This window comes from Streptomyces meridianus (assembly GCF_023703325.1).
Taxonomy (GTDB): domain Bacteria; phylum Actinomycetota; class Actinomycetes; order Streptomycetales; family Streptomycetaceae; genus Streptomyces; species Streptomyces meridianus.
This window is the reverse complement of sequence record NZ_JAMQGM010000049.1, coordinates 97,081-112,655: the sequence shown is the minus strand read 5'-3', so window position 1 is coordinate 112,655 and position 15,575 is coordinate 97,081. Positions and strand designations below refer to the sequence as shown.

The window sequence follows — 15,575 nt, the reverse complement described above, 5'->3', positions numbered from 1 at the left end:
GCCGGGGCGCCCTCAGGAGGGACGGTGGTTCAGTCGAGGTCCATGGACAACCGCACGACGAGGCTGCCGGGCAGCGTGCGGATCTCGACCAGGTCGCAGAGCTGGTGCATCATCCACACGCCGCGCCCGCCGTCGGCGGAGACGGGATCGGGGCGACGTCTGCCGGTGAGCGGATCCCCGATCCCGCCGCTGTCCGTGGTTTCGGCGAACATGGTCGCGGAGATCGTCCACAGGCGCAGGGTTCCGCGCCCGCCGCCGTGCCGCACGGAGTTGGAGACGGCCTCGCCGATGGCGAGCGTGAGGTCGGTCCGGCGCGCCGGGGGCAGGCCGAGGCCACTCGCCCACTGATCGGCATACGCGCGGACGCCCGCCAGTTCGCCTTCCGCGTAGGCGAGCACGTGCGCCGACAGCGGGGGCACGGTGAGCGGGGTGTCGCAGTCCCCGCAGACCTGGAGGGGGTCGGCGTAGCGGGAGCTGGCCCACGGCGCCCGCCCCTCGACGAGGACGGGGTGGGTCCGGTGGGCGTCGTGGACGACGTAAGCGGGCAGGGCTGAGGTGTCGTAGGGGCACAGGATGGTGGCGGTCCGGCCGGCGAAGGCCAGGTTGATCAGGGCCTCGTGGCGGGTGGCCTCGCGCATTTCCGCCGGGGTGCGCCCGGCCCAGACGGGCTCGCCCACGATGTGCACGTGCCGGCCGGGGTGCGCGTCGGCGAAGCTCTGCAGGGCCGAGAGTATCCGGCCGGGGTTGCGTCCGAGATCGCTCATGTCCGCCCAGGTGACGCTTCCGTCGACGGCGTCGAGGTGGTCGCGCAGTGCGTGCAGGCGTGGAGCGGGGACAGCGACGAGAACGGGTTCGCCGACTGCCACGGCCCCGCGTACGAAAGTGCCGACCCGCTCCAAGAACTCCTGCTCACCACGGTAGAGGAGCGCCGGATGAGAGAACATGCCTGCCTGTTTCCTGCTGCTGGATTCGGCACCAGATTAACCCGTGCCCCTCGCGGCCTGCGAGGCCGCGGGGCAGGGGCCCGGAGGCGGCCTGCCGGGCAGGGGCCCGGAGGGCGGCGTTCGGCCGGGCCCCTGTCCGCGGTCAGCCCGCCGTCGCCTCGTACACGCTCCGGCCGTCCACGTACGTGGCCAGCACCGGGATCCGGGAGATCTCCCCCGGATCGACGGTCAGCGGATTCCCGCCGAGGACCGTGAAGTCCGCGAGGTGTCCGGGCGCGATCCGCCCCTTGCGGCTCGCGGTGCCCTCCGCCTCCGCCGAGCCGAGGGTGAAGATGCGCAGCGCTTCGGCAGGCGTGACGCGCTGGGAGAGGCCGACCGGCGCGCTGTCGTCGGCGCCGTGCCGGGTCACCATCGACTGCAGGCCGGCCAGGGGCTGGTACGGGCCGCACGGATGGTCCGACGATCCGGCGACGGTGACCCCGGCGTCCAGGAAGGAGCGGTGGGCGAACATCCGCTCGGTGCGGTCCGCCCCGTACCAGGTGGTCAACGCACCGCCGTGGTATCCGACATAGCCGGCGAAGGGGACGGCGATCGCGTCGAGTGCGCGCATGCGGGCCAGGATGCTCTCGTCGATGATGCTGCAGTGCTCGATGCGGTGCCGCAGCCCCGGCCGCGGCGCTTCGCGCTGCGCCGCCTCGAAGGCGTCGAGGACGAGCCGGATCGCGGCATCGCCGTTGGCGTGCACCCCGATCCGGTTGCCGTCCTCGTGCACGACCCGCACCTGTTCGGCCAGCTCGGCGGTGGGGGTGGTCTGTATCCCGTGCCCGCCCGCATCGGCGTACGGCTCGGAGAGCAGGCAGGTCCGCCCGCCGATGGCACCGTCGGCGAACGCCTTGACCCCGACCAGCCGCAACCGGTCGTCACCGAAGCCGCTGCCGGCGCCGAGGGCCCGTGCCGCCGGATAGTGGTCGACGGACAGCAGCATGCCGACCCGGAGGGTGAGCCTTCCGTCGGCCTGGGCCCGCCGCAGCAGGGCGATGTCGTCCGGTGCGATCAGCGCGTCGCAGACGGAGGTGAGCCCCGCGGCGTGCCACATGCGCTGCGCCCGGGCCAGGCCGCTCATCCGGTCCTCGGCCGAGCTCGCCCGGAGCGGCGACTCCCCCCGCGCGGTCGCGGGATACACGACGTTCATCAGGGCGCGTTCGACGAGCCGCCCGTCGAGACGTCCGTCGGGTCCCCGGCCGTGGTCACCGCCGTCGGGCGCGGGTGTGTCCTCGTCGATGCCCAGCGCACGCAGCGCCGGCGAGTTGGCCACCCCCCAGTGCCCGGCGACATGGACGACGATCACCGGGTGGCCGGGGGCCGCCCGGTCGAGATCCCAGCGGGTGACCGCGCCGGTCTTCGCATCGTCGTAGCGGCTGCCCCGGATCCACTCCCCCGGTCCGGTCCGCCCGGCCTCGTCCGACACCCGGCGGAGCAGGCCGTCCACGCCGCTGACGGCGTCGGCGGACAGATCGAGGTGCAGCAGGTTGTCGGCCGTCATGGCGAGGTGGATGTGGGCGTCGTTGAAGCCGGGGACGACGGTCGCCTCGCCGAAGTCGACCTCCGGCGCGCCCGGGAAACGCGACCGCAGTCCGGCGAGGGTGCCCGTGGCACGGATGCGTCCTCCGTCGACGGCGAACGCCTCGGGCTCACAACCGGTGTCCTGCTGGCTGACGATGTGCGCGGCGCGGTACAGCACCGGTGTCGTTTCGTGGATCACGCCGTCCCCCTCCGTGCGGCGCCTGCCGTCGCCTGCGGTGCCGGTTCCCGAAGCGGTACGGAGGGAGCGGCCGGCCGCACCAGCGTGAGTCCCAGGGCCACGAGCAGGTTGACGGCGAGTGCGATGATGCCGCCGTTGACGCCGTGCCACGGGTCGTTGCCCGAGGCCCACAGCGCCGTCATCACGGCCAGTCCGGCCACCAGTCCGGCAACCGCGGCCGGGGCGGTCAAGCGGCGCCAGTAGAGCGCCAGCAGCACGATCGGCACCAGCTGGGCCAAGCCCTCGTAGGACAGGACGGACAGCTGGACCAGCGTGTTGGGGAAGAAGAGGCTGCCCGCCAGGGCGAGCAGACCGGCGAGGAAGCACACCGCCTGGGAGAGCCTCTTGGTGCGGACGTCGTCCGCCGGAGCCGTGCCGGTGCGTCGGCTGCGCGGGTCCGCGCCGTTGCCGCCGCCCAGCAGCGTGCGGCCCCACAGGGTGCCGATGGCGAGCATGAAGACGCTCATCGGCACGATCGCCGACAGCGCCCCCGCGACACCGATCACGGCGACGACCGGAGCCGGCAGTGCGTCGGTGACCAGGCTGAACAGGGCCAGATCGGGATTGCCGAGGTTCGGCATCACGAACAGTGCGGTGGCTCCGACCATCATCGGGATGAACAGCAGCAGCTGGTACCAGGGCAGCAACAAGGCATTGTGACGTACGGCGTTGGGGCTCTTGGCGCTGAGGAAACCGGCCACGGTGGTGGGGAAGATCGTGATGGTGACGGCGTTCAGCAGCATGGTGGTCGCGAACCAGGTGCCGTCGAGTCCGCCGGAGTCGTGTCCGGGGAAGGTCAGCCACTCCGCCTTCTCCGTCACCATGCGGTGCATGAAGTCGCCGGCCCCGTCGAGGTAGTGCATCGGCACGTAGACGGCGAGGAACACGACGACCGCGATCACCAGCACGTCCTTGAGGGCGCTCACCCACGCCGATCCCCGAAGCCCGGAGACCAGGATGAAGACCTCGGCGACGACGAAGGAGATCACGGCGGCGAGGCGCAGATCCACGCTGCCGTACGTCATCGCGTTGACCACCACGCCCATGCCCTGGATCTGCACCTGGATGTACGGAACGATGAACACGGTTGTCACAACGGCGACCAGCATGCCCACCGGCCGGGAGCGGAAGCGGTGTTCGGCCATGTCGGCGATGGAGATGAGCCGGTGCCGGCCCGCGTACGTCCACAGGGCCGGGCCCACCACGTAGGCGACGCCGAACCCGACGGTGAGGTACGCCACCAGGTAGAGGATCGGCACCCCGTAGGAGTACGACCAGCCGGCCGTGCCCAGGAACGAGAAGCTGGTGTAGGTCTCGCCGGCCATCAGCAGCCAGATGAAGAGCACGCCGAGTCCGCGGCTGGAGACCGACCACTCGGCCAGGCCCTTGTCGCGTCCCCGGGCGCTGAGGACGCCGATGACGATGGTCGCCACCATCGCCAGCCCGAATATCGTCGTGGCGATCGCGGCCGAACTGCTCATCGGGCCTCTCCTTCGCTCGCGGCGGTGTGGTGCTCGTCGCGGGCGGGAGCCGCGGGACCTGCGGGGCGGTCGACGGGTAGGGATTCGGCCGTTCCGGCCCGGTAGGCGGGGTCGAGCCGGGCCGTGAGCCAGATGGCGAGCGGGCTCAGCACGGTGGCCCCGATGATCCAGGCGAGCAGGAAGGGGACGCCCAGGACGCGTGGTTCGATGCGGTTGGCGACCAGCGGCGCGAGGCCGTAGAGAACGGCGGGCACCAGCAGCAGCCACAGGGAGCGGCGCGAGCTGCCGGCGGGGAGTTCATCGAACGGGAGGGCTGCAGGCGGCAGTTGACTCTGCGCGGCATGGCTCCCGGTCCTACCGGTGGGGTCCGGCATGGGGGTTCCTTCCTCGGGTGTCCGGCGGGCGGGGGCTGCGCCGGGACGGACGGTGGTGCGGTGTTCGGGGTGCGGGCCGTGGTTCACACGGAGGGATCGAAGCGGCCGTCGACCGCGGTCCAGCCGCCGTCGACGGTGAGCACGCTGCCCGTGACGAAGGTCGACGCGTCCGAGACGAGGTAGGCGACGGCACCCGCGATCTCGTCGGCGCCCGCCCACCTGCGCAGGGCCGAGGCTTGCGCGTAGGCGTCGTACCACCGGGGGTCGTCGGCGATCTGGTCGGTCAGCGGGGTGCGCACCACGCCGGGGGCGATCGCGTTGAACCGCACGCCCTGCGGGCCCCATTCGTCCGCGGCGGTCCGCAGCAGCTGGACGAGACCGGCCTTCGCGGCCGCGTAGACGCTCTGCCCTGCCTCGACCGTGAAGGCGCGCATGGAGGCGAAGCCGACGACGCTGCCGCTGCCGCGGGCGGCCATCGCGGGGGCGACCGCCTTCATCAGGGACAGGTGGGCGCGCAGGTTGAGCGCGATGACCCGGTCGAACTCGTCGAGGGAGTAATCGGCGATGCGCTTGCGGACGTTGGCGCCGACGGTGACGACGAGGCCGTCCGGTGCGTCCCAGTCGGCAGCGGCCCGCAGCACGGCGTCGTCGTCCAGGACGTCCAGGGGGTACGGGACGGCGGTTCCGGTCCGGCTTCCCGGCGCCGGAGGTTCCTGCCGGGCGAGGCGCACGGTCTCGACGGCTCCGGCCTCGTCGCGGTCCGCGACGATCACGTCGGCGCCGTGGGCGGCCAGGGCGCGCACGGACTCGCGGCCGATGCCGCCGGCTCCGCCGACGACGACGATGCGGCGCCCGTCGAGCCGGAACAGGTTCGCGTATCCGGACGTGGTGCGGTGCATCGGCTCTCCTCGCTCGGGTTGCCCGGACGGGGGCGGCGAACAGGCTGCGGTCACGGCCGGATCACCGCCATCCGTGTGACGGTGAGTTCCCCGATCGCGAACCGGGGCCCCTCCCGGCCGGTTCCGGAGTCCTTCACGCCGCCGTAGGGCGCGATGTCGCAGCGGTAGCCGGGCACGTCGTTGACGACGACGCCACCGGTCTCGAGGGCGTCGATCGCGGCGAAGGCGGTGTTCAGCCCGCGGGTGAAGACGGCGGCATGGAGCCCGTACCGGCTTGCGTTCACCAGGGCATACGCGGTGTCGAGATCCGGGACCGCGCGCAGGCACACCACCGGGCCGAAGACCTCCTCGTCCCAGACGGGCAGTCCGTCGGGCACACCGGCGAGCAGGGTCGGGGTGATGCAGCGGCCTTCGCGGGCCCCGCCGTGGACGAGCCGCGCGCCGGCGTCGACGGCCTCCGCAGTCCAGGCCAGAACCCGGTCGGTGGCCGCTTCGTCGATGAGCGCCGAGACCCGGGTGTCCGCCTCCCGGGGGTCGCCGACGACGACCTGCGCCAGCCGGTCGGCGACCTTGCGTTCCAGTTCCGCGGCGACCTCCTGAACGGCGATCACCCGCTGGACGGAGATGCATGCCTGGCCGGAGGCGTAGGTGCCGCCGCGCACGACGGCATCGGCGGCGGCGTCCAGGTCGGCGTCGGAAGCGACCACCAGGGCGGCGTTGGAGCCGAGTTCGAGCACCACCTTGCGGGGCGCGGAGTCCCGGGCGATGCGGTGGCCGATCGCGGCGGAGCCGGTGAAGGACACGGCAGCGGTCTCCGGGTGGGTGGTCAGGGCGTGCCCCACGGAGGCGTCGCCGGTGACCAGCTGGACGGCTCCGGCGGGCGCACCCGCGGCGGCCAGCTGCTCGCGGACCATCCGGACCAGCCACAGCGTGGCCAGCGGGGTGGCGGGCGCGGGTTTGACGACGATGGGGCAGCCCGCGGCGAGGGCGGGGGCGATCTTGTGGGTGGCCAGCATCATCGGGTAGTTGAACCCGGCGATGCCGACGACGACTCCGATCGGCCGTCTGGTCCAGAAGCCGGTCATGCCGTCCCCGGACGGCAGCAGGTCCAGCGGCACGGTCTCACCGTGGAGGTGCGCGACTTCGTCGGCGGCCGCCTCCCAGGTGCCGATCGCCCGTACCACCTCGGTGCGGCAGTCGGTGCGCGGCTTGCCGGTCTCCAGGACGAGCAGGTCCTCCATGGCCTGCGTCGCCCTCCCCAACTCGGCTGCCACGCCCAGCAGTACCGAGCGCCGCACCCGGGAGGGGAGCCGCGCGACCACCGGCCGCAGCGACGCCGCATGCCGGACGGCCCGGCGCGCGAGGTCCTCGTCGCCGACCGGGGCCGTGGCGAACGCCCGGCCGTCGTAGGGAAAGCGGACGTCCTCGGTGCGTGCGGTGGCCACCCACGCGTCCGCGACGGGCAGGCGGGTGGTGATGTCCTCCGGGAACGGCGGCAGTTCGCGGCCCGGAGGCCGTGCGGGCTCGGTCATACGGCACCTCCGCCGGTCAGGAAGTGCCGTGCCGCGGCGGCGTACACGCGGGCGTACTCGCCGATCTCGCGCACTTCGACGTACTCGTCCTTCTGGTGGGCGATCCATTTGCCGCCCGGCCCGTAGACGACGGTGGGCAGGCCGGCGTCGCGGGTGAGGATGGTCCCGTCCGTGGTGCCGGGTACGGCGCCGAAGGGGGGCGGGGTGCCGTGCTCCCGGCGGTGTGCGGCGACAAGTGCGGTGACGACGGGGTGGTTCTCGGGGACCTCGACGGCGGGCCGGTCGTCGACGACGGTGAGTTCGACTCCGACTCCCTCCGTCCCGGCGGCTACCTCGGCGGCCCGGCGGATCCGGCCGGTCAGTTCGCCGTGGTCTGTGCCGGGGACGGTGCGCACGTCGACTCCGACGAGGCCGTGGGCGGGGATGACGTTGAGCTGGTCCGGGTCGCCGGCACGCAGCACGGTGGGGGTGACGGTGACCTTCCCGGCGTGGGGGTGGGTGCCGAAGCGGTTCTGGGCCCAGCCCTGGACTCCGGCGAGTGCCTCGACGATGCGGGCCCCGGCGACCAGCGGGCTCCTGGCCTCCTGCGGCATGGCGCCGTGGGCCATGACGCCGGTGAGGGCCAGGCGGATGCGGATGCCGCCGCGGGCCGAGGTGCACACCTCGTAGCCCTCGGGTTCGCAGACGATGACGGCATCGACCTCGGCGGCCAGCGGGGATGCGGCGAATGCCTTGGCGCCGAGCATCATGCCCTCCTCGTCGGCGAGCACGCCGAGGACGATGCGGCCGGGGAAGGGGCCGGCCAGTTGCAGGGCCCGCACTGCGTGGATCATCGCGGCGAGGCCGGACTTCATGTCGGCGGCGCCGCGTCCCCAGAGTCTGCCGTCCCGGATCTCCCCGCCGAACGGGTCGATGCTCCAGTCCCCGGGGTCGCCTTCGGTGACGACGTCGGTGTGGCCCTCGAACATCAGCGTAGGCCCGGGGCCGCCGCCGCCCTCGACGACGGCGACGACGTTCGGCCTGCCCGGCGCCACCTCCGACACCTCGTGCTCCCAGCCGAATGCGGTGAACAGCCGGGAGACGAGTTCCGCCGCCGGCCGTTCGACCTCCTCGCTGCCCGCCGCGCTGACGGTGCGCAGCCGCACCAGGTCGCGAGTGAGGGAGACCGCGGCGTCGGTGTCGACCACCGGTTCCCGGGGCGCGGTACTCGAACCGGAATGCATGAGGACCTCCAAGCGTGCTGGCCAGGCGACCGGACAGCTGGTCAGACCAGTTGATTTCCCGTACTCTTCTAGCACGCTCAGGAGTTGGTCAAGAGGCCGAGCGGATGGATGTGCCGAACCGTGCCCACCGGATGAGACGAGGGCGTGGCACCGAGACGGAACAGCGAGGGACACCGATGCCCGCCCACGACGCCCCCTTCCGGCCCGTGCAGCCGGTGCGCGCCTATCAGCGGGTCGCCGAGCAGATCGAGGACCGCATCCTCGGCGGCGACCTCCCTCCGGGCTCCCGGCTGCCGGCCGAGCGGGAGTTGGTGAACCAGTTCGCCGTCGGACGGTCCACCGTGCGCGAGGCGCTGCGGGTTCTGCAGTCCGCCGGGCTGATCCGGTCGCGTCCGGGCGATCCTCTGGGCGCCGAGGTGCTGGGGGTCACTCCGGACAATCTGAGCAGTGCTCTGGGCCGTCTGACCCGCTCCCATCTGTCGAGTCTCGGTGAACTGGTCCAGTTCCGCATGGTGTTGGACGCCGAGAGCAACCGGCTGGCCGCCCGGCTGCACCGCGAGGCGGACCTGGCGCGGATGGCCGAGCAGATCGACCGGATGGAGGCGCTCATCGACGTGGGGCTGCACGCCTTCAGCGAGGCCGACGCGCTGTTCCACCAGGCGGTCGCCGAGGCCAGCCGCAACGCGCTGCTCGGACTGTGCGCCCGCGCGGTGCACGACGCCGTCGTCGACGTCATCAAGGGAAGGATCGCCTCCTCGGACGACACCCGGGCGTGGATGGAGCGGTCCGTCGCCCATCACCGCCAGGTGCTCGCCGCGATCCGGGAGCGCGACGGCGAGCGTGCCGCCGCGCTGGCCCGCCGGGCGCTCTACGACTACTACGCCGACCATGTCGAGGAGGAGAAAAGGGAGTTGCTCGCCGCCGCGCTGGAGGACGGGTCCGTCGCGGGGCCGGCTCTCCGATGAGCCCCTCCCCCGGTCAGACGGTGTCCGCCGCCAGCAGGGTGCGAAGGTCGACGATCCGGTAGCCCCGCTCCTGGACGGCGTCGATGATCCGGGGCAGCGCTTCCGCGTCGAGCACAGGGCCCTGCCCGTCGGACGCCCCGACGTGCATCTGCACGATCTCTCCCGGGGCCAGGGCATCCACCGCGCGCGCGACGGCCCGGTCCACGGTCATGCCGCCGGCCGCGCCGAGGTAGCCGTTGGTGTCCGCCGTGAACTCGATGTCCGCGAACCCGAGTGCGTTGACGTGCGCGATGCCCTGCTCCGTGGTCTCGCTGTAGGGGAAGCGGAAGAAGGGCAGCGGTTCGGCGCCGGTGGCGCGGCGGATCGCGTCGTCGGCCCGCATCACCTCGTCCGTCATCTCCTGGCTGCTGAGCTCCGCGAACTGCGGATGGTTGTAGGAATGGTTGCCGATGCCGTGCTCGGCCGCCATCGCCCGGGCCGCTTCGGGGTGGCGATCGGCGAAGTCGCCCGTGAGGAAGAACGTCGCCGGGACCCTCCGGCGGCGCAGCTCGGCCAGGATCGTGTCCAGACCGGCGTCGTTCCATGCGGCGTTGAACGTCAGGGCGACGACTTTCTCGTCGGTGGGGATGCGCCGGTTGTCCGAGCCGAAGAGGTGCTCGACGGGAGAGGGTGCCCGCTCCGGCGCGAGCTGGGCCGGTGCTGCGGCCGTGGCCGGGCCGCGGTGCGGGACCGCGCCGGCGGTCGTGGGCAGCAGCAGGGCGGAGGCGACCGCCGCGGCGGCGACGGCGCGCCGCAGCACTCGGCGGCTGCGCGGGGTCCTCGCACCCGGTGGAGCCGGGAGCGTCCCCGCCTGCCGGCCCCGGGCTCGATGACAACTGGTGAGGTATCGGTTCATGTCGGCCAACGTAGGGGTCGGTGGGCGGAGCGCAGGCGCGGCGTGGCGCCGGTGTCACCCGGACGCCTCCGGCGTGCGCCGACGCCGTGGGAACCGCCCGGACGACATGTCCGTCGGTCAGTCGAGGGGATGGATGGCCAGCTTGAACTCGGCGAACGTCAGGAGGAGCGACCTCGAGGAGTTGTGCCGCACCATCAGGCCGACGGGGATGCCCGGGTGGACGAACATCTCATGGCTCTTGTGGTGGTAGTTGCCGCCCGGCGTCGTCGCATGGTCCTCGGTGGCGGTGGAGTCGGGGGCACCGAAGAGCCCGAGGGGGTCGCGGACGAACCGGTCACGGGTCTCCGTGTAGGAGCCGTCCTCCCAGTGCAGCATGGCGGTCAGTGATCCCCAGCCGTCGGCAGAGGGCCAGATGAGGCCGGAGCGCGGGTCGCCGTACATCGCGTGGACGTCGTCCGGCTGGTCGGGCTGGTGCATGCGGTACCGGTCGTAGGGCTCGCCGTCGGCGTCGAAGGGGAAGCGGACCATCGTGTACGTCTCGCCAGGCGGGATCTTCTGCGCCTGACTGTTCTTCAGCGAGCAGACATGTATGCCCATACGCACGATGGTAGGGCTTCTCCGCCTTCCGGGGCAGACGGCAGGGGACATCGAGGGGACCGGGCGGGCCGGGCGACGGCGGATCCGCACCGCGTCCGGTCGGCGGCAGAAGGCCTGCCCGGCCGGCGGCCCGCGGGTCCCGCAGCGGGTGCGGTCAGCCGTTCCCGGAAACGATCCGGCCGTCGCGGAGCTCCAGGACGCGGTCGGCCAGTTCGAGGAGACCGGGGTCGTGCGTGGCGACCAGGGCGGTGACGCCTTCGCTGCGCACCACGGCGTGCAGCAGTTCCATGACGGCGAGGGACGTCTCGGCGTCGAGCTGGCCGGTCGGCTCGTCGGCGATGAGCAGGGCGGGACGGTTGGCCAGGGCGCGGGCGACGGCGACACGCTGCTGCTGGCCACCGGACAGTTCGCCGGGGCGTTGCTCCGCGTGCCCGGACAGGCCGACGAGCGCGAGCAGCAGGGCGACACGTTCCTCACGAACCTTCCGGTCCGTCCGGCTCAGCCTCAGCGGCACGCCGACGTTCTCGGCGGCGGTGAGCACCGGAATCAGGCCGAAGCTCTGGAAGACGAACCCGACGGTCTCGCGCCGCAGTTGGAGCCGCTCCCGCTCGCTGAGCGCGGCGAGATCCCTGCCGTCGATCCGGATGCTGCCGGCATCGGGGCGGTCCAGGCCGCCGATGAGATGGAGCAGCGTGGTCTTTCCCGCTCCGGAGCGCCCCTTGACGGCGAGCAGTTCACCTCGCCGAACGCCGAACGAGACTCCCCGCAGCGCGTGGACGGCGGTGGGTCCGCGGCCGAAGGTGCGCACCGCGTCGTCGACGACGACCACGGAGTCCGGTCCGGACCCGCGCCCCGGCTCGGGGCCCGCCGCACCGGCGCGCCGGGCGGGCCGCTCGGGGACGCAGCGGTGTGCCGGTTCCTTGCTGGTCAACTGGCCTCCTGCGGTGTGGGGTTCCCGGCGGCCGGGGACGTGTCCGGCGGATCGTCCGCTCCGCCCGGGCCGTCGCCGGGCCGGACGGTGATGTGGTCGTGTTCCAGCCCCAGCACAACCCGGCGTCCGATGGCCAGGGCCTCGGTGAAACGCTGCGGGAGCTGGAGGCGTCCGGAGCGGTCGATGGTGGCGTACTCCCGCGCGGTGACGGCTTCTGCGCCGTCGTCGCCGACTGCGCTGCCGCGGAGCACCTCGGAGGCGGTGAGCCCGTCCCGGATGGCGACGGTCCGGCGGACTGCGGATGCGACCGTCCGGTCGTGAGTGACCAGGACGACCGTGGTGTCCAGTTCCTCGTTGACCGTCCGGAAAGCCGCCAGGACCTGTTCGGCGGCGTCCGACTCAAGTTCGCCGGTCGGCTCGTCGGCGAGGATCAGCTCGGGCTCGTTGGCCAGGGCGACGGCGATCGCGGCGCACTGCTGTTCGCCGCCGGACATCCGGTCGGGACGCCGGTCGTGGCAGTGGGCGACGCCGAGCAGGTCCAGCAGTTCGCCGGCACGGGCGGCGCGCCGACTGCGCCCGCGCCGGCGGCTGCGCCCGACGTTCAGCTGCATCGGCAACAGGACGTTCTGCCGGACTGTCAGGTAGGGGAACAGGTTGCGTGCCGTCTGCTGCCAGACGAACCCGACGACGTCGCGCCGGTAGCTCAGCCGGGCGTCCGCGTCCATGTCCACGAGGTCGAACCCGGCCACCCGGGCGGAGCCCGCGGTCGGCGCGTCCAGCCCGGCCAGAATGTTCATCAGGGTGGACTTCCCGCTGCCGGACGCGCCGACCAGGGCCAGGAGTTCACCGCGCTCCACCTCGAGGTCCAGGCCGCGCAGGGCCTGGACCTCGACACCGTCCGCAGTGAAGATCCGCACCACGCGCTCGCAGCTGATCAGCGCGCCCTGGTGGTCCGCCTCCGGCCGGAGATCCGAAGCGGCGCGGCGCTCGAGTTCGGCCAGTGACACCGGTACGACCCGGTCGCTCATGTCTGCTCCCCCGTCCTCAGTTCCCCTGCCGTCGCCCTGCGGGCGCTCCACCGTGCCTGGGCCGACGCCATCGCGCACACCGCCGCCGGCAGAACCACCGCGGGCAGTACGAACGACAGCGGGTCGGGGACCAGTACGGCCGTCGTACCCGCGACCTCCGGCGGCAGCACGTCGGCGCCGAACGCGAGCGCGGTCACGTCCACTCCCCCGCGCAGCAGGGGCACCGCGGCCAGGCCCGTGAGGACACCTCCGGCCGTTGCGACGACCACCTGCGGCAGGGGTTCGAGCGTGACCAGCGACCGGGCCTGGCGCCGGGTCATGCCGACGGCCCGCAGCCCGGACAGCAGGGCCCTGCGCCGGGGGGCCTCCTGGAGCTGGGCGAGCAGCAGGGCGATGATGCTGTATCCGGCGCCCGCCGCGACCGCCGCCACGTACACCCGCTGTGCGCCCGACTGCAGGGAGCCGGACCCGTAACCGGCGCGTTCCTCGGCCCGGACGTCCACGGCCAGGCCCTCTCCGCCGCGGGCCAGGGCCCGCAGGGCCCCGGTGTCCGCGCGCGCACCGGTGATGTGGACGGCATTGGGGGCCAGGAAGTCCGTGCCCCTCATGTCGGGGTGCGCCCGGGCCAGCGCCTCGGCGGAGACCACGGCGAAGTCCCCTGTGGTTGCCGGGGTGGCGGACCGGACGGCCACCGCCCGGACGAGGGTGGGGCCGGACTGGGCCTCGACCGTGACCTGCCCTCGTGCTCCGATCACCCGCGCCAGGCCCGGGGAGACGACGGCGGGCAGGGCGTCCTCCCCGCCGCTGCGGCTCAACACTGCACCGGGGAACGGAGGATCGCCGTCCGGTCCGAGGCGGTGCACGAGCCGGGCGTAGGAGGCGGGGTCGACGGCCACCAGGGTGAGCGGCGGCGTGGAGAAGTTGTCGGTGGACAGGCCGAATTCGGTGCGCACCACTGCGACGTCGCGCACTCCGTCGATCCGGCGGACCCGATCGGTGAAACCGTCCGGGAACACGGTGAACGCGCGGATGCGCACATCGGCTCCGACCGAGGCCGTCGCGGCATGCTCCCGGCCGGCGGCGATGCCGGCGAGAACCGATCCGCCGAAGGACGCGACGGTGAACGCGACGAGGACGGCGAGCAGCGGCATGGCCGTGACCGCCCCGGCCCGGGCGGCCCGGGCCAGGGCGAGGTGGACGACGGCACCCCTGAGGCGTGCTGTCCACCGCACGAGCAGCCGCAACGGCAGCGGATACAGCCTGAGCAGGACCACAGCCGCGACCGTCGCCAGCAGCACCGGTGCGGCTGCGGTGAGCAGGTCGGCGCCGGCGGACGGGCCGCGGCTCCACTGGGCGGCCAGCGCCGCGGCGGCCAACGCTGCGAGGGTCAGTTCCGCGACCGTCCGGCGCCGCGAGGGCCGGACGGCCGCCACGTCGTCGCGGCCGGCGACCCGCGGCCGGTGATGGGCCAGAACGGCCCGGATCGGCAGTGCCGCCGAGGCCGTGGCCGCCACGGCCGCGCCGAGCACGACCGCCGTCAGGTACCGCTCGGTGGTGACGAGCGCCAGGGCGAGCAGGGTTCCGGCGGCGGCTGACGGCACGGCGACCGCAGCGGTCTCACCGAGCAGACGCAGCCCGAGTCCGGGGAGCCCGGCACCGCGGGCCCGCAGCAGACCCAGTTCCGCGGCGCGTCCGGTGGCGGCGAGCGCGCCGGCGAGGAGCAGAACGATCACGGCGACCGTGGCGACCCCGACGACGGCGATCTGCACGAGCGGGACGGCGGACCGGCGTTCGCGCTCGAAGTCCCTCAGCAGGGTTCCCACGGCCTCCCCGTCCACGGCGAGTCCGGGCACGGGGGCCAGTACCCGCAGCACCGAGTTGGCCTCGCCTCCGGCCAGGGAGGTCAGAGCCCGCCGCAGGGCGGGAACGTCACGGGCAGCGACCCCGCCGGTTTCCAGGGGGTGGTGCCAGTAGGCGAGGGCGCCGCCGGTGAACCGCGGCAGTACGTCGCGGTCCGCGTCGCCGATGAGGACGGAGAAGTGCCAGTAGTAGGTGGGGGGGCCGTTGCCGCTGGGAACGGCCTGCAGTCCGGCCCGGTCGACATCGGGTTCGGCGTGCCAGTAGGGAGCGCGGGGGGCGCGCGGTTCGACGATTCCGGTCACCCTGACCGGCAGCCGGCCGGTCCGGCCGACGACCGGGTGGATGACCGACCCTGCCTCGAGGTGCATCTTCTCGGCCGTCGCGGCGGTGACCACGCCTTCGACGGCCTCGTCGTCCGCGTCCGCGCGGGCCCGACCGGAGGGCATCCGCCCCGATATCAGCCTGACGTGGGAGCGCAGCTCTCCTTGCTGGGCGAGCAGGGTGACCTCGGGGACTCGCCGTGAGGGCATGGGCAGCCCCGGATCGTTGACGGTTGCAGCATCGGCGTTGCGCAGTCCGTGGACGGCCGCCGCCGTGTCGAGGGGGAGGGAGGGCCCCGCAGCCGTGTGCAACGCCTGTGCCGTCGCGGCGAGTTCGGCTGGTGAGGGCACGGCCGCTGCACCGGCGGCCGCGTCCCGGCGGTGGAACTCGGCGGTGACGTCCACGCGCCGCTGGTGGGCCTCGGCGCCGGTCAGCACGGTCCGCAGGGCGGCGTTCTCGTAGCGGTCGACGGATCGGGGCAGCGCGGCGGCCAGGAAGGCGGTGACCAGGACGAGGACGCCCAGGGCCAGGGCTGGAACCCGGCCGGCCCTCAGCCGGGTCCGTATCCAGGGCACGGAGCCGGAGTCCGGCCGTGGCCGGGCCGTGCCGTTCCTGCGGCTGCCGATTCCCGTCATCGTCTCCTCCTCCCCGTCCGGTGCGGCCGGCGGTCCGGGCGGCGGCGCGGGGCCGTGTGCGCCGGCGCGTGCCGGGTCCTCCTGCGGCG

The 15,575-nt window shown here is 73.3% G+C and carries 13 protein-coding genes; 1 reads left to right on the top strand and 12 read right to left on the bottom strand.

All coding sequences use genetic code 11. The features are described 5' to 3' along the window. Nucleotides 1–29: 29 nt before the first annotated feature. The 7 genes from M1E25_RS22240 to M1E25_RS22210 all read right to left on the bottom strand — a co-directional run bounded on the left by M1E25_RS22240 (nt 30) and on the right by M1E25_RS22210 (nt 8,254). On the bottom strand, nt 30–944 hold the full coding sequence (locus M1E25_RS22240) for an anti-sigma factor RsbA family regulatory protein (protein WP_251418486.1): 915 nt from the start codon (nt 942–944) through the stop codon (nt 30–32). 142 nt (nt 945–1,086) lie between these two features. Beyond that, the gene (locus tag M1E25_RS22235; RefSeq protein ID WP_251418485.1) at nt 1,087–2,706 is read right to left on the bottom strand and encodes an amidohydrolase; all 1,620 of its coding nucleotides are present in this window, start codon (nt 2,704–2,706) and stop codon (nt 1,087–1,089) included. Continuing rightward, nucleotides 2,703–4,226 carry a sodium:solute symporter family protein gene (locus tag M1E25_RS22230; RefSeq protein WP_251418483.1) on the bottom strand — a complete coding sequence of 508 codons (1,524 nt, stop codon included), beginning with the start codon at nt 4,224–4,226 and terminating at the stop codon, nt 2,703–2,705. Before M1E25_RS22230 ends, M1E25_RS22235 begins: the two co-directional genes overlap by 4 nt. After that, entirely contained in the window at nt 4,223–4,600 is a 378-nt protein-coding gene (locus M1E25_RS22225) for a DUF3311 domain-containing protein (protein WP_251418481.1), read from the bottom strand. The genes M1E25_RS22230 and M1E25_RS22225 overlap by 4 nt, the downstream gene beginning before the upstream one ends. An 83-nt stretch (nt 4,601–4,683) precedes the next feature. Then, on the bottom strand, nt 4,684–5,499 hold the full coding sequence (locus tag M1E25_RS22220) for an SDR family NAD(P)-dependent oxidoreductase (RefSeq protein ID WP_251418479.1): 816 nt from the start codon (nt 5,497–5,499) through the stop codon (nt 4,684–4,686). A gap of 50 nt (nt 5,500–5,549) precedes the next feature. Next, nucleotides 5,550–7,031, bottom strand: a complete 1,482-nt coding sequence (locus tag M1E25_RS22215) for an aldehyde dehydrogenase family protein (protein WP_251418478.1) — start codon at nt 7,029–7,031, stop codon at nt 5,550–5,552. Continuing rightward, complete coding sequence (locus M1E25_RS22210) at nt 7,028–8,254, bottom strand: M20 family metallopeptidase (RefSeq protein ID WP_251418477.1); 1,227 nt, start codon at nt 8,252–8,254, stop codon at nt 7,028–7,030. The genes M1E25_RS22215 and M1E25_RS22210 overlap by 4 nt, the downstream gene beginning before the upstream one ends. A 176-nt stretch (nt 8,255–8,430) precedes the next feature. Here M1E25_RS22210 and M1E25_RS22205 point away from each other — a divergent pair, with 176 nt between their 5' ends. Further along, a complete protein-coding gene (locus tag M1E25_RS22205) occupies nt 8,431–9,219 on the top strand; it encodes a FadR/GntR family transcriptional regulator (RefSeq protein ID WP_251418476.1) in 789 nt (262 codons plus the stop codon). Nucleotides 9,220–9,232: 13 nt separating this feature from the next. On the opposite strand, the gene M1E25_RS22200 is transcribed toward M1E25_RS22205, so the two are convergent. From M1E25_RS22200 to M1E25_RS22180, 5 genes are all read right to left on the bottom strand, one after another. Next, nucleotides 9,233–10,114 (bottom strand): polysaccharide deacetylase family protein, encoded by an 882-nt coding sequence (locus M1E25_RS22200; protein ID WP_251418475.1) that lies wholly within the window; start codon nt 10,112–10,114, stop codon nt 9,233–9,235. 117 nt (nt 10,115–10,231) lie between these two features. Beyond that, on the bottom strand, nt 10,232–10,711 hold the full coding sequence (locus M1E25_RS22195) for a hypothetical protein (RefSeq protein WP_251418474.1): 480 nt from the start codon (nt 10,709–10,711) through the stop codon (nt 10,232–10,234). Between the two features lie 154 nt (nt 10,712–10,865). Next, complete coding sequence (locus M1E25_RS22190) at nt 10,866–11,540, bottom strand: ABC transporter ATP-binding protein (protein WP_251418509.1); 675 nt, start codon at nt 11,538–11,540, stop codon at nt 10,866–10,868. Between the two features lie 98 nt (nt 11,541–11,638). Continuing rightward, nucleotides 11,639–12,670: an ABC transporter ATP-binding protein gene (locus M1E25_RS22185; protein ID WP_251418473.1), complete on the bottom strand. Its 1,032-nt coding sequence runs from the start codon at nt 12,668–12,670 to the stop codon at nt 11,639–11,641. Next, complete coding sequence (locus M1E25_RS22180; RefSeq protein ID WP_251418472.1) at nt 12,667–15,486, bottom strand: FtsX-like permease family protein; 2,820 nt, start codon at nt 15,484–15,486, stop codon at nt 12,667–12,669. Before M1E25_RS22180 ends, M1E25_RS22185 begins: the two co-directional genes overlap by 4 nt. Between the last annotated feature and the right edge of the window lie 89 nt (nt 15,487–15,575).